At 59.3% G+C, this 13,649-nt stretch carries 15 protein-coding genes; 8 read left to right on the top strand and 7 right to left on the bottom strand.

The features are described 5' to 3' along the window. The first annotated feature begins 3 nt into the window (after positions 1–3). The 3 genes from JFV26_RS12705 (at position 4) to JFV26_RS12695 (ending at position 3,253) form a co-directional block, all read left to right on the top strand. Complete coding sequence (locus JFV26_RS12705) at positions 4–1,254, top strand: lipoprotein-releasing ABC transporter permease subunit (protein WP_201192795.1); 1,251 nt, start codon at positions 4–6, stop codon at positions 1,252–1,254. A 7-nt stretch (positions 1,255–1,261) separates the two neighbouring features. Continuing rightward, positions 1,262–1,945 (top strand): lipoprotein-releasing ABC transporter ATP-binding protein LolD, encoded by a 684-nt coding sequence (lolD, locus tag JFV26_RS12700; RefSeq protein ID WP_201192792.1) that lies wholly within the window; start codon positions 1,262–1,264, stop codon positions 1,943–1,945. Positions 1,946–2,008: 63 nt separating this feature from the next. Then, positions 2,009–3,253, top strand: coding sequence for a lipoprotein-releasing ABC transporter permease subunit (locus JFV26_RS12695; RefSeq protein ID WP_201192789.1), 1,245 nt, complete (start codon positions 2,009–2,011; stop codon positions 3,251–3,253). A gap of 106 nt (positions 3,254–3,359) precedes the next feature. On the opposite strand, the gene JFV26_RS12690 is transcribed toward JFV26_RS12695, so the two are convergent. After that, positions 3,360–4,709 (bottom strand): heavy metal sensor histidine kinase, encoded by a 1,350-nt coding sequence (locus tag JFV26_RS12690; RefSeq protein ID WP_201192786.1) that lies wholly within the window; start codon positions 4,707–4,709, stop codon positions 3,360–3,362. Next, positions 4,709–5,389 carry a heavy metal response regulator transcription factor gene (locus JFV26_RS12685; protein WP_201192783.1) on the bottom strand — a complete coding sequence of 227 codons (681 nt, stop codon included), beginning with the start codon at positions 5,387–5,389 and terminating at the stop codon, positions 4,709–4,711. The genes JFV26_RS12690 and JFV26_RS12685 overlap by 1 nt, the downstream gene beginning before the upstream one ends. 155 nt (positions 5,390–5,544) lie before the next feature. Here JFV26_RS12685 and copI point away from each other — a divergent pair, with 155 nt between their 5' ends. Together copI and queF are read left to right on the top strand one after the other, a co-directional pair. After that, the gene (gene copI, locus JFV26_RS12680; RefSeq protein WP_201192780.1) at positions 5,545–6,066 is read left to right on the top strand and encodes a copper-resistant cuproprotein CopI; all 522 of its coding nucleotides are present in this window, start codon (positions 5,545–5,547) and stop codon (positions 6,064–6,066) included. Between the two features lie 61 nt (positions 6,067–6,127). Continuing rightward, entirely contained in the window at positions 6,128–6,958 is an 831-nt protein-coding gene (queF, locus tag JFV26_RS12675) for an NADPH-dependent 7-cyano-7-deazaguanine reductase QueF (protein WP_201192777.1), read from the top strand. A gap of 119 nt (positions 6,959–7,077) precedes the next feature. Here queF and JFV26_RS12670 read toward each other — a convergent pair whose 3' ends face one another. Then, entirely contained in the window at positions 7,078–7,341 is a 264-nt protein-coding gene (locus JFV26_RS12670; RefSeq protein WP_201192774.1) for a DUF4404 family protein, read from the bottom strand. A 109-nt stretch (positions 7,342–7,450) separates the two neighbouring features. Next, the gene (locus JFV26_RS12665; protein ID WP_201192771.1) at positions 7,451–8,071 is read right to left on the bottom strand and encodes an HAD family phosphatase; all 621 of its coding nucleotides are present in this window, start codon (positions 8,069–8,071) and stop codon (positions 7,451–7,453) included. A gap of 200 nt (positions 8,072–8,271) precedes the next feature. On the opposite strand from JFV26_RS12665, the gene JFV26_RS12660 reads away from it, so the two are divergent. Then, a complete protein-coding gene (locus JFV26_RS12660; RefSeq protein ID WP_201192768.1) occupies positions 8,272–8,961 on the top strand; it encodes an MlaA family lipoprotein in 690 nt (229 codons plus the stop codon). 62 nt (positions 8,962–9,023) lie between these two features. On the opposite strand, the gene JFV26_RS12655 is transcribed toward JFV26_RS12660, so the two are convergent. Next, on the bottom strand, positions 9,024–9,323 hold the full coding sequence (locus tag JFV26_RS12655) for a PilZ domain-containing protein (protein WP_201192765.1): 300 nt from the start codon (positions 9,321–9,323) through the stop codon (positions 9,024–9,026). A gap of 276 nt (positions 9,324–9,599) precedes the next feature. Here JFV26_RS12655 and rssB point away from each other — a divergent pair, with 276 nt between their 5' ends. Next, a complete protein-coding gene (gene rssB, locus JFV26_RS12650; protein WP_201192762.1) occupies positions 9,600–10,781 on the top strand; it encodes a two-component system response regulator RssB in 1,182 nt (393 codons plus the stop codon). Beyond that, positions 10,781–11,263, top strand: a complete 483-nt coding sequence (gene rssC / locus JFV26_RS12645) for an anti-sigma factor antagonist RssC (protein ID WP_201192759.1) — start codon at positions 10,781–10,783, stop codon at positions 11,261–11,263. The genes rssB and rssC overlap by 1 nt, the downstream gene beginning before the upstream one ends. A gap of 233 nt (positions 11,264–11,496) precedes the next feature. On the opposite strand, the gene tal is transcribed toward rssC, so the two are convergent. Next, a complete protein-coding gene (gene tal, locus JFV26_RS12640; protein ID WP_201192756.1) occupies positions 11,497–12,423 on the bottom strand; it encodes a transaldolase in 927 nt (308 codons plus the stop codon). A gap of 178 nt (positions 12,424–12,601) precedes the next feature. Continuing rightward, positions 12,602–13,612, bottom strand: a complete 1,011-nt coding sequence (gene dusA / locus JFV26_RS12635) for a tRNA dihydrouridine(20/20a) synthase DusA (RefSeq protein ID WP_201192753.1) — start codon at positions 13,610–13,612, stop codon at positions 12,602–12,604. Positions 13,613–13,649 lie beyond the last annotated feature (37 nt).

The raw sequence follows: 13,649 nt of genomic DNA, 5'->3' as shown, positions 1-13,649 counted from the left end.
GACATGTTCAGACCTCTCTTCGTATTTATTGGCACGCGTTATACCCGTGCAAAGCGTCGCAATCATTTTGTGTCGTTCATTTCCCTGACTTCGATGATCGGGCTCGCCCTTGGCGTGGTCGTGATGATCGTCGTGCTTTCGGTGATGAACGGCTTCGATCATGAGATGCGCACCCGCGTGCTGGGCATGGTGCCCCACGCGACCATCGAGTCTGGTGAGCCGATCAGCGACTGGCAAAGCCTGGCCGCCAAGGTCAGGCAGAACCCGCAGGTGACGGCCGTTGCGCCGTTCACCCAGATGCAGGGCCTGCTGACCAACAACGGCAAGGTGTCCAAGGTGCTGCTCAATGCCGTCGACCCTGCGCTGGAACGGCAGGTCTCGATCATTGATAACTTCATGCAGCAGGGCAAGCTCGACGACCTGACCCCCGGCAGCTTCGGCATCGTCATTGGCGACAAGGCCGCGGCCAAGCTCGGTGCGTCCATCGGCGACAAGCTGACGTTCGTGGCGCCGGAAGTCACCGTGACCCCGGCCGGGATGTTCCCGCGCATGAAACGCTTTACCGTGGTCGGCATCTTCCATGTCGGCGCCGGTGAGCTGGATGGCTACCTGGGCGTGACCAACCTGCAGGATCTGGCCAGGTTGCACCGCTGGAAACCGGATCAGGTCCAGGGCCTGCGCCTGAAGTTCGACGACCTGTTCCAGGCGCCGCGCACGGCATGGAACATCGCCCAGCAACTCGGCGAAGACCATTACTACGCCCGCGACTGGACCCGTACCCACGGCAACCTGTATCAGGCGATCCGCATGGAAAAAGCCATGATCGGCCTGCTGTTGCTGCTGATCGTTGCCGTCGCGGCCTTCAACATCATCTCCACGCTGGTGATGGTGGTGAACGACAAGAAGGGCGACATCGCGATCCTGCGTACCCTCGGTTCCACGCCGGGGCAGATCATGGCGATCTTCATGGTCCAGGGCACGGTCATTGGTGTGATCGGTACGCTGATCGGCGCTGTGGTCGGGATCTTCGCCGCGCTGAACGTCAGCGCCGCGATCTCGGCCCTCGAAGGTCTGATCGGGCATAAATTCCTGAACGCCGACGTGTATTTCATTGATTACCTGCCGTCGCAAGTGCAGAGCCAGGACGTGTTGATGGTCTGCGCCGCCGCGTTGGTTCTGAGTTTCCTCGCCACCCTGTATCCAGCCTGGCGTGCCGCGCGCACCCAGCCTGCGGAGGCGCTACGTTATGAGTGAGTCAGGCATGAGTGATAAAGCAATCTTGAGCTGCCGCAACCTGGGCAAATCCTATGAGGAAGGCCCGGAATCTGTAGAAGTTTTGGCCGGTCTGCAACTGGAGCTGCATCCGGGTGAGCGCGTGGCGATTGTCGGCACTTCGGGTTCGGGCAAAAGTACCTTGCTCAACCTGTTGGGCGGCCTCGACACGCCGACCAAGGGCAGCGTCTGGCTCGACGGCGAAGAGCTGTCGGCACTGAGCGAGAAGAAGCGTGGCCTGCTGCGTAACCGTTCCCTGGGGTTCGTGTACCAGTTCCACCACTTGCTGCCGGAATTCACCGCGCTGGAAAACGTCTGCATGCCGTTGCTGATCGGCAAGACTGCGATCCCGGAGGCGCGTCAGCGTGCCACCGCGTTGCTGGAGCGGGTTGGGTTGGGCCATCGTCTGGAACACAAGCCGTCCGAGCTCTCCGGTGGCGAACGCCAGCGTGTGGCCATCGCCCGCGCCCTGGTGAATAACCCTGGCCTGGTGATGCTCGACGAGCCGACCGGCAATCTCGACTCCCACACTGCCCAGGGCATTCAGGATTTGATGCTGGAACTCAGCACCTCGATGCGCACGGCGTTCCTGGTGGTGACTCACGACATGAACCTGGCCCGCCAGATGGACCGTGTCCTGCATTTGCAGGAAGGTCGCCTGACAGCCATCTGATCGGCCCAAACCCGAGGTTTGAAAAGGCGTCGGGTCTTTTATTTTCATACGGTGCCCCAGCGAATGTTCAGACCGTTATCGATCTTTATCGGCGCGCGCTATACCCGCGCCAAGCGCCGCAATCGCTTTGTATCCTTTATCTCGATGACCTCGATGATCGGCCTCGCCTTGGGCGTATTGGCAATGATCGTGGTGTTGTCGGTGATGAACGGCTTCCAGCGCGAAATGAGCTCGCGCATCCTCGGCATGGTGCCCCACGCGACCATCGTCGGCGTGAGCCCGATCGACGATTGGCAGCCAGTGGCCGCCGCTGCGATGAAAAATCCGGAAGTGACCGCCGCCGTGCCGTTCACCGAGATGGAAGGCATGCTGTCCTACAAAGGCTCGATGCAGCCGATCCAGGTCAGCGGCATCGATCCGGCGCAGGAAGGCAAGGTCTCGATCGTCGCCCAGCACATCGTGCAAGGTCGCCTCGATGACCTGAAACCCGGCGAGTTCGGCGTGGTGGTCGGTGAAATCACCGCGCGGCGCTTTCGCTTGAACGTCGGCGACAAGATCACCCTGATCGTGCCCGAAGTCAGCACCGCACCGGGCGGTATCACCCCGCGCATGCAGCGGCTGAACGTGGTCGGCGTGTTCAAGGTCGGCGCCGAGCTGGACGGCTCGATGGCGCTGATCCACATGGCCGATGCCGCGCAAATGCAGCACTGGCAACCGAATCAGGTGCAGAGCGTGCGCCTGGCGGTGAAGGACTTGTACGCGGCGCCTAAAGTGTCGAACGACATCGCCACTGCCCTCGGCGCGGGTTACAAGGCTGACGACTGGACCCACACCCAGGGCAGCCTGTTCAGCGCGATGAAAATGGAAAAAACCATGATCGGCCTGCTGTTGCTGATGATCGTCGCGGTGGCGGCGTTCAACATCATCGCCACCTTGATCATGGTGGTGAACGACAAGGGCGCGGACATCGCGATCCTGCGGACCATCGGCGCGACGCCACGTCAGATCATGGCGATCTTCATGGTGCAGGGCACGGTGATCGGGGTTGTCGGCACGTTGATCGGCGGCATTCTGGGGGTGATTGCGGCGTTGAACGTCAGTGAGCTGGTGGGTTGGCTGGAACGCGTCAGCGGGCAGCATATCTTCAGTTCGGACGTGTATTTCGTCAGCAACTTGCCGTCCGAGTTGCAGGGCGGGGATGTGTTACTGATCTGTTCTGCCGGGTTTATCTTGAGCTTTTTGGCGACGGTTTACCCGGCGTGGCGTGCAGCGAAGATCGAGCCGGCTCACGCGTTGCGGTATTCGTAACTCCTGATACTGCCTTCGCGAGCAAGCCCGCTCCCACATTTGACCGAGTTGACTCAGATCTAATGTGGGGGCGGGCTTGCTCGCGAAGAGGCCGGCGTTGCCGCCCTCAATCTCCTTTTGGCAACTCAATCACAAACCGCGTCCACCCACTCTCCGATTCGCAACGAATCTGCCCGCCATGGGCGCGGATGATTGACTGGGTGATCGCCAATCCCAACCCCGCATGTTCACTGCTGCCTTCCTGGCGCGCCGGGTCGGCCCGGTAGAAACGGTCGAACAGGCGCGGCAGCAAATCTTCCGAAATCCCGTCTCCACTGTTCTCGACCGTCAGGCTCAAGCCTTTGGGCTGCTCGACAATCCGCAGCCGAACTTCGCCGTTGTCCGGCGTAAACCGCAATGCGTTATCCAGCAGATTGGAAAGCGCCCGGCGCAACATGCTGCGGTCGCCTTCGATGTGCCCGCTGCCATCGCGGGTCAGCGTCACTTGCGCGTCCTCGGCCAGCGGCGCGAAGAACTCCAGCACCAGATCTGCTTCCTCCGCCAACGCCAGCGGTTCACGCTTGGGCATCAGCAAACCGTGGTCTGCCTTGGCCAGGTACAACATGTCGTTGACCAGTTGCGCCATCCATTGCAGTTCTTCGAGGTTGCTGTGCAGCGCTTCGCGGTAGTCCTCGAGCGTGCGGGGGCGGGTGAGGGTGACCTGGGTGTGGGTCAGCAGGTTCGACAGTGGCGTGCGCAGTTCATGGGCGATGTCGGCGGAGAAGGCCGAGAGCCGTTGGAAAGAGTCGTCGAGACGTCCGAGCATGGCGTTGAAGTTGTGGGCCATTTCCGCGAGTTCCGGTGGCATGTTCTCTTCCGGCAACCGCGCATTGAGCGATTGCGCAGAAACGCCACTGGCCACCGCACTCATGCGCCGCAACGGGCGTAGACCGCTACGTGCCGCCCAGGCTCCAAGCAACGCGGTGGCCAGGGCCGAGAGGCCAACGGTCAGCCAGATCAGGTGCTGCATGCGTTGCAGAAAGTGTTGGTGATGAGTGATGTCCAGCAGCAGGGTCAGTTGCGGTGAGTCGGGTTTGTCGAGGTACAGCGGCGCATTCAGGACGCGATAGTCAGTGCCGTCGTCGTTCAGGGTTGATAAGCCCGGTTTTTGCGGGAGTTCCTTGGGCAAGTTCGCGGCGCTGTCGTACCAGCGCCGGCCATCGCTACCGGTGATTCGTAGCGACAGATCGGCCTGTCGGCTCAGTTCATCCGCAAGCTTCGCCTGGCTTTCACTGGACTGAATATCGTGCAGTGCCCGACGTAAACCGATCAACTTGCCGTCCAGCAACTGCTGATCGAGTTCGATGAAGTGGGCTTCGCTGGCGCGGCTGAACAACACCCCGGCGAATAACGAAACCACCGCCGTGCAGGCCGCAAACAGCAGCGCGAGGCGATTACTCAAGGACAGTCGGCGCATCAGGCGTCGCGCTCTTCAAGCACATAACCCATGCCGCGCACGGTGTGGATCAGCTTGTTGGGGAATTCGTCGTCGATCTTCAGGCGCAGCCGTCGGATCGCCACTTCGATGACATTGGTGTCACTGTCGAAATTCATGTCCCACACCTGGGAGGCGATCAACGATTTGGGCAGCACTTCACCCTGCCGGCGCAGGAGCATTTCCAGCAGGGCGAATTCCTTGGCGGTCAGGTCGATGCGCTGGCCGCTACGTTCGACCCGGCGGCGGATCAGGTCCAGGCGCAGGTCGGCCAGTTGCAGGCAGGTTTCCTGAGGCGTGGCGTTGCCACGGCGCAACAGGCTGCGGACTCGGGCCAGCAGTTCGGAGAAGGCGAAAGGTTTGACCAGGTAGTCGTCGGCGCCAAGTTCCAGGCCGTGAACCCTGTCCTCCACCGCGTCTCGCGCTGTCAGAAACAGTACCGGCGTGTCGAGACCCGCACCGCGCACAGCTTGCAGGATTTGCCAGCCGTCACGGCCGGGCAGCATCACATCGAGGATCAGCAAGGCGTAATCGCCGGTCAGCGCCAGTTGCTGGCCGGTGCTGCCATCGGCCACCAGTTCGGTATTGAAACCGGCCTCGGTCAGGCCCTGGCGCAAGTAATGGCCGGTTTTGGCCTGGTCTTCGACGATCAGCAGTTTCATGGGTAACTCTGGGCAAATGGAACGAACGCTTTATACCGTGGGCGGCTGCAATGCAGGCCAACCTGACAAAGTTGTAATCTGGCTGTCAGGTTGCGGGCAGGCGTGTCAGTTTAGAGTTTTGCACAGGCTGAACCTTATCTTGTTGGAGTACGACTATGTTTTTGCGCAATCGTCTGGTGCTGGCCGCGTGTTTGCTGGCGCTGGGTTCTCCAGTATGGGCCTCGCCCGCGCAGACCTACGACTTCGGTCAACCGGCCGCGGCGGCCAAAGCCAGCCGCAGCGTGGAAGTGGTGATGGGCGATATGTCGTTCGATCCGAAAACCATCGAGGTCAAGGCCGGTGAGACTGTTCGTTTTGTGCTGGTGAATAAAGGCCAGTTGCTGCACGAGTTCAACCTCGGTGATGCGGCTATGCATGCCGCGCACCAGCAGGAAATGTTGAAGATGCAGCAGAACGGAATGCTGACACCTACAGCGATGAAGGACATGGACCACGGTTCGATGGCCGGAATGGATCACGGCATGAAGCACGACGACCCCAACAGTGTTTTGGTGCCGCCGGGCAAAACCGCCGAGCTGACCTGGACCTTCACCAGGGCGACCAGCCTGGAATTCGCCTGCAATATCCCGGGCCACTATCAGGCTGGCATGGTCGGCAAACTGACTGTCAGTCAGTAAGCATTCAAAGACGGGCGCAAAGGCTGATAGAATCCGCTGATTCTTCAGTCAGGTTTCCGCCATGCATCCCGCAGCCGAACATTCGCCGCTGGGCAAGTCCAGCGAATACATCGCCACCTACACGCCGTCCTTGTTGTTCCCGATCCCGCGCACCGCGAAATGGGCCGAGTTGGGGCTGACAGCGGACACCCTGCCGTATAAAGGCGTGGACTTCTGGAACTGCTTCGAACTGTCGTGGCTGTTGCCGTCGGGCAAGCCCGTGGTGGCGATCGGTGAATTCATTATCCCGGCGGATTCGCCGAACATCATCGAATCCAAGTCGTTCAAGTTGTACCTCAATTCCCTGAACCAGACGCCGTTTGCCGACACAGCGAGCCTTGAATCCACGCTGGTGAAAGACCTGTCGGTGGCAGCCGGTAAACCGGTCGGCGTGCGGATTCGCAGCCTCAAGGACGTTGAGGCGGAAGGCGTCGTGGCGTTGCCGGGCGTTTGCATTGATGACCTGGACATCAGCGTCAGCACCTACGAGCACCCGCGTCCGGAACTGCTGCGTTGCGATGATTCGCGCATCGTCGAAGAGAGCGTGCACAGCCATTTGCTCAAGTCCAACTGCCCGGTCACCAGCCAGCCGGACTGGGGCAGTGTGGCGGTCGAGTACCGTGGCGCTGCGCTGGATCACGCGAGTTTGCTGGAATACCTAGTGAGCTTCCGTCAACACTCGGACTTCCATGAGCAGTGCGTGGAGCGGATCTTCCTCGACCTGCAGCGGTTGTTGAAGCCAGAGAAACTGACCGTGTATGCGCGCTATGTGCGGCGTGGCGGGTTGGATATCAACCCGTATCGCAGTACTGAAACGGTCCAACTGCCGAACCACCGTCTGGTCCGCCAGTAAGATCAAGATCAAAAGATCGTCCGAACGCGTCCCGAGCCTTCGGACGATCTTTTGATTTCAGACCCTGTAAACGAAAAAGCCCCGCTATCACTGGCGGGGCTTTTTTGCACCTGAGGGGTTCAGATCCCGATGTTGCCCAGGGTCTGCACAATGTTGCGCAAGGTGCCGGCAATGGCCGGGTGTTCCAGTTCGAAGCGTTCTATGGCCAGGTTCACGCCATCGGCGAGATTGGAGTCTTTGGTTTTGGTTTCCAGTTCAAGCTCAAGTTCGATCTGTTGCATCAGCGCGTGCAGGTCTTCGCGCTCGGCTTCGGACAGCGGCGGATTCTGTTCCAATTGCTCGCGCAGGGTATTGAGCTGTTCTTGCAGTTCGCGGGCAGGCATGGCGTTCTTCCTTTTATCGATAGGCACTGGCATAGACCGCAGCAGCACGCCAAAGGTCTATGGCTGACCTCTAGATTAATCCACTCCCGGGCAACCTGCATGATCTCGATCAGGGCTTTTCGCCCTTGAGCCGGCGCAGGCTGATGTCGGCCAGGCAGGTATCGAGTTCACCGAGGTGATCAATCACCGAGTGCACCCCCAGACCAAACAACTGCACCGTCGCCTTGCCCCGCAGGTGTTCGCGGTCCTTTTGGCTCAAGGCTTGCCATTCATTCGGCGCCAGCCCGCACAGCGAACCGCAGGACGCCAGGCCAATGGTCCACAACCCGGCATTGAGCCCGGCCTGCAGCAATCGTGGTTCGCCGCTGACCAGCACACAGCCGTCCAGCCGCTCGACATTCAACGCCATCAACGCTTGCCAGCAGGCGTTTGGCGCCGGCCATGGATTGATTGTTGCTGGATGTTGCGAAGGTTTGATCCACGCGGGCAGGGCGCCAGCAAGGGCTTGGCTGCGGGTAGGGGAGAGTTCATCCAGCCAGGCGCAGGGGATTTTCTGCCGCTGCAAGCTGTGCAGGCTATCCAGGGCGCCGGGGGTGACCTCGGCGTGTTCGGCGCAGGGAGCGCCGGGCTGGTGCGTACGGGCACCGAAATCCACCAGGCAACCACTGAGTCCGAACAGTACGGCAGTCAGGCTGGGTGCGGCGACAGGCAAGGCTTCGGCATGCGACATATCAACGTCCCTGAAATAGCGACAAGGCTATGGGATGACAGTGACAGTTGAGTGACATTGATGTGAATTGCGCGCAGTCATTTCGCAACATCCGCAGGCCGGCTCATACGACGCTGCCTAAACCCGCTTTTCCGTCTTATACTAGCCGTCTTAACGCTTGGGCCGCGCGCCCGCGCCAGTACAATCCAAGGAGTTTTTCTATGCGCTGGAGCAATCGACTCGCTCAGCTTTGTGTGTGTGCCAGCGTGTTGCTGGTTCCGTTTGCCGCTCAGGCAGCTTCGGAAGACGATCCTTGGGAAAGTGTCAACCGCCCGATTTACCAGTTCAACGACTTTGTCGATACCTACGCACTGAAGCCGATTGCTCAGGGTTATGACTACGTGACGCCGCAGTTTCTGGAAGACGGCATTCACAACATGTTCCGCAACGTCGGTGACGTGACCAATCTGTTCAACAACGTGTTGCAAGCCAAGCCACACGCCGCTGGCGTCGATACCGCACGTATCCTGCTCAATACCACCTTCGGTCTGGCCGGCTTCTTCGACGTGGGCACCAAAATGGGCCTGAACCGCAGCGACGAAGACTTCGGTCAGACCCTCGGTCACTGGGGCGTTGGCAGTGGTCCGTACGTGATGCTGCCATTGCTCGGCCCAAGCACCCTGCGTGACGCACCGTCCAAGATTGTCGATGGCTACACCGGCCCGTACCCGTACATCAACGATATTCCGGTGCGTAACTCGGTATTCGGCCTGAACATCGTCGACACCCGTGCCAGCCTGCTGTCAGCCGAGAAGCTGATCAATGGCGACAAGTACATCTTCATCCGCAACGCCTACCTGCAGAACCGCGAATTTAAAGTCAAGGACGGCCACGTCGTAGACGATTTTTGATTTGAAGCGGTAAAACGAAGAAGGCGGCCATTGGGCCGCCTTCTTTCGTTATGGGTTCCTGGTCATTTCATCTTCAAGATTGTAAGCCCGAGTTTCTGACTTTCGCCGTCCTGTTCCTTCACCCACACCACTTCGGTGTCGGCCTCAAGGCCTTTGAGGGCGGTGTGATCGGAATCGATTCGCACGCTCAGCCGGTCTCCGACCTTGAACAAGCGTGGTGCCTCAACCTGCATCCCACTGCTGGAAAGGTCGATGCAGACGGCTGGCACCTCATCGCCTTCGTGAATCAGCGACACATCGGCATCGACCCGCATACGGATGAAATCACGCTTTTCGCTGTAGTCCCGATCGGTTTGACTCATGGGCTTCATCCTTCCATTGGGTTACGGTTTTGCCTGTTCTTATAACTCCCGGTGATTTGACAAGTAAAGACGTCAAGCGACCATCGGCGTGAGCTTGAAACGCCCCGCGGATGGGAGTACCGTCTGCGCCTTAGAAGGGCACCTTTGGTGGACCTGTGTGTAGGGCAGACGCTCGAAAACAGTGCAACAGAGAGGCTAGAAAGCGAATCCAGTAGTACGAGCCGGGATAAAACCCTTGCCTGCTACGCCAACCTAATTCTGGCGCCGTTTGCCCACATGCCAAAAACCAGTGCCACGCTGCTGATAATCGATGATGACGAAGTAGTGCGCGCGAGCCTCGCCGCCTATTTGGAAGACAGTGGTTTCAGTGTCCTGCAGGCCAGCAATGGCCAGCAGGGTCTTCAGGTATTCGAGCAAGACAAGCCCGACTTGGTCATCTGCGATCTGCGCATGCCGCAGATGGGCGGACTCGAACTCATTCGCCAGGTGACCGAGCTGTCGCCTCAAACCCCGGTTATCGTGGTCTCGGGTGCCGGCGTGATGAACGACGCGGTCGAGGCCCTGCGCCTGGGCGCGGCGGACTACCTGATCAAGCCTCTCGAAGATCTGGCTGTGCTCGAGCACTCTGTGCGCCGGGCCCTGGATCGTGCGCGCCTGTTGCTGGAAAATCAGCGCTACCGCGACAAGCTTGAAAAGGCCAACCGCGAGCTCGAAGCCAGCCTGAACCTGCTCCAGGAAGACCAGAATGCCGGTCGCCAGGTGCAGATGAACATGCTGCCGGTCAGTCCCTGGACCATCGATGAGTTCCAGTTTGCTCACCAGATCATCCCGTCGCTGTACCTGTCGGGTGATTTCGTCGACTACTTTCGGGTCGACGAGCGTCGGGTAGCCTTCTACCTGGCGGACGTTTCCGGTCATGGCGCCTCTTCAGCCTTCGTCACTGTGCTGCTGAAGTTCATGACCACGCGCTTGCTGTTCGAATCCAAGCGCAACGGCACATTGCCGGAATTCCAACCCTCAGAGGTCCTTGGTCATATCAACCGAGGCCTGATCAGTTGTAAGCTGGGTAAACACGTCACAATGGTCGGTGGTGTCATCGACGAGGAGACAGGTTTGTTGACCTATAGCATCGGCGGTCATTTGCCGTTGCCTGTGTTGTACACGCCAGACAGTGTTCGTTATCTGGAAGGGCGTGGTCTGCCGGTGGGCCTCTTCAACGAAGCCACCTACGAAGATCACGTGATGGAATTGCCACCGACGTTCAGCTTGACGCTGATGTCTGATGGCATTCTGGACCTTTTGCCAGAACCGACACTCAAAGAGAAAGAAGCGGCGTTGCCCCAACGGGTCAAGGCTGCGGGCGGCACCCTGGATGGGCTGCGGCAGGTTTTTGGATTGGCCACGCTAGGGGAGATGCCGGATGATATCGCCCTGTTGGTGTTGAGCAGGAATCTTTAATGAGTACCGGTAGAATCCAGTTCGCCGAGCAGGATGGCACCTTCGTCCTTAAGTTCGTCGGTGAAGTTCGCCTGACCCTGTGTTCGGCGTTGGATGCGACTATTGAGCGGATCTTCACGGCGTTGAACTTCAACGCGATCGTGATCGACCTGACCGAAACCCGCAGCATCGACAGCACCACGTTGGGCCTGCTGGCCAAACTGTCGATCCTGTCGCGGCAGAAGGTCGGCCTGCTGCCGACCGTCGTCACCACCCACGAAGACATCACTCGTCTGCTGCAGTCCATGGGCTTCGAGCAAGTGTTCAACATTGTTGACCGCCCGATCCCGTGTCCTGAATGCCTGACCGACCTGCCAGACCAGGATCAGTCCGAGGAAATCGTGCGGATCAAAGTGCTTGAAGCGCACAGGATCCTCATGGGCCTCAACGATTCCAATCGTGAAGCGTTCCATGATCTGGTGAATGCGCTGGAGCGGCATTGACCCCAAACGCAATGTAGTCCGGGCTGGCCCTTTCGCGGGCAAGCCTCGCTCCTACAGTTTCGCGTCGTTTAAATTATCGCGACCCGCCACAATTACCCTGGAGGAGCGAGGCTTGCCCGCGAAGGCGTCCTTAAACCGCCACGCAGCCTTGTGCGAAGCCAACTCTGTTCCTGAGCGCATAAAAAAGGGCGAACCCATCAGGGTTCGCCCTTTTTGCATGGCCTCGAACTAGATCAAAGCTTGGCTTGCAGCAGCGCCTCAAGCTTCTCTTGATCCCGAGCAAACTGACGAATCCCCTCGGCCAATTTCTCGGTCGCCATCGCGTCCTCGTTGGACAACCAGCGGAACTGCGCTTCATTCAAGTTCAAACGCGCTTCCCCGGCATGCCCAGGCGCCAATTTGCGCTCCAGCTTGCCGTTATCCGCTGCCAGTTTCTCCAGCAGGTCCGGGCTGATGGTCAGGCGATCGCAACCGGCCAACTGCTCGATCTGATTCAGATTACGGAAGCTTGCGCCCATCACTACGGTTTTGTAGTCATTGGACTTGTAGTAGTTATAGATGCGCGTCACCGACTGCACGCCCGGATCGTCCGCGCCGGTGTAGTCGTTGCCGTTGGCCTTCTTGTACCAGTCGTAGATGCGGCCCACGAATGGCGAAATCAGGAACACACCCGCATCAGCGCACGCAGCCGCCTGGGCGAAGGAGAACAGCAGGGTCAGGTTGGTCTGAATGCCTTCCTTTTCCAGGATCTCGGCGGCACGGATGCCTTCCCAGGTGGAAGCGATCTTGATCAGTACGCGGTCACGGCCGATGCCGGCCTTGTCGTACAGCTCGATCAGACGGTGCGCGCGCTTCAATACGGCGTCAGTGTCGAACGAAAGACGCGCATCCACTTCAGTGGAAATGCGGCCAGGGACCACTTTCAGAATTTCTTGCCCTACCGCAACGCCAAAACGGTCGCTGGCCAGACCCACATCGCCCTTGCAGTCGTGAACGCAGGCGTTCAACAACTCGGCATAAGCGGGAATGGCCGCTGCTTTGAGCAGCAGGGACGGGTTGGTGGTAGCGTCCACGGGTTTAACGCGAGCGATTGCTTCGAAGTCGCCGGTGTCGGCAACGACGGTAGTGATTTGTTTGAGTTGTTCCAGCTTGGAAGTCATGGGCGTGCTCTGTCCTATGGGTCTGATGACATTACCCGAGCGCTGACAGCCACTCAAGGGCGGGTGTGCGTATCAATGGCCCCAGCGGCAACATCCGCGAAACGGGTGTTTGAATGGCGGGGCGCGGTATCGGTAAATACGATGCCAAATCAGACCACAGGTTCAACCCGAGCGATCGTTAACGCCCCTCAAGCAACTCCGCGGCCTGATCCAGCAACGCCAAAGGCTCTTTAGCCTTGTGAATATCCACCGACAACAACTGCCGAAACTTGCGCGCCCCCGGAAATCCGGTGCCCAGCCCCAGCACATGCCGAGTGATATGGTGCATCGAACCGCCTGCATCGATGTGCGCTGCAATATAAGGTCGCAACTGCGCCAGCGCCTCGGCCCTGGTGATTACCGGTGCCGTGCTGCCGAACAACTGCTGATCCACCTCAGCCATCACGTAAGGGTTGTGATACGCCTCACGGCCCAGCATCACACCGTCAAATGTCTGCAAATGTTCGTGACAGGCCTCCAGCGTCTTGATCCCGCCGTTGAGAATAATCTCCAACTCCGGGAAATCCTTCTTCAACTGCGCCGCCACGTCATAGCGCAGCGGCGGAATGTCCCGATTCTCCTTCGGCGACAACCCCTCCAGAATCGCAATCCGCGCATGCACCGTAAAACTCGTGCACCCGGCATCCCGAACCGTGCCGACAAAATCACACAACTGTTCGTAACTGTCCCGCCCATTAATCCCGATCCGATGCTTCACCGTCACCGGAATCGACACCGCATCGCGCATCGCCTTCACACAATCGGCCACCAACTGCGGATGCCCCATCAACACCGCGCCAATCATATTGTTCTGCACCCGATCACTCGGGCACCCGACATTCAGGTTCACCTCGTCATAACCGTGCTCCTGGGCCATGCGGGCGCAGGCAGCCAGGTCGAGGGGGACGCTACCGCCGAGTTGCAGGGCCAGCGGGTGTTCGGCTTCGTTGTGGCGCAGGAAACGCTCGTGATCGCCGTTGAGCAGCGCGCCAGTGGTGACCATTTCGGTGTAGAGGAGGGCGTGTTTGGAGAGTAGGCGTAGAAAGAAGCGGCAATGCCTATCTGTCCAATCCATCATGGGCGCAACGGAGAACCGCCGAGACAGCGCAGGGCTTGAGTTTACTGGGCTGGAGTGGGTATTTGGTACCATTTGGCTCAACGTATTTATAGCGTGTTTTTAGGCGTTT

The organism is Pseudomonas sp. TH31 (genome assembly GCF_016650815.1).
In the GTDB taxonomy this organism is placed as follows: domain Bacteria; phylum Pseudomonadota; class Gammaproteobacteria; order Pseudomonadales; family Pseudomonadaceae; genus Aquipseudomonas.
The sequence above is the reverse complement of the archived record's forward strand: the minus strand, read 5'-3'. Positions and strand labels throughout refer to the sequence as shown.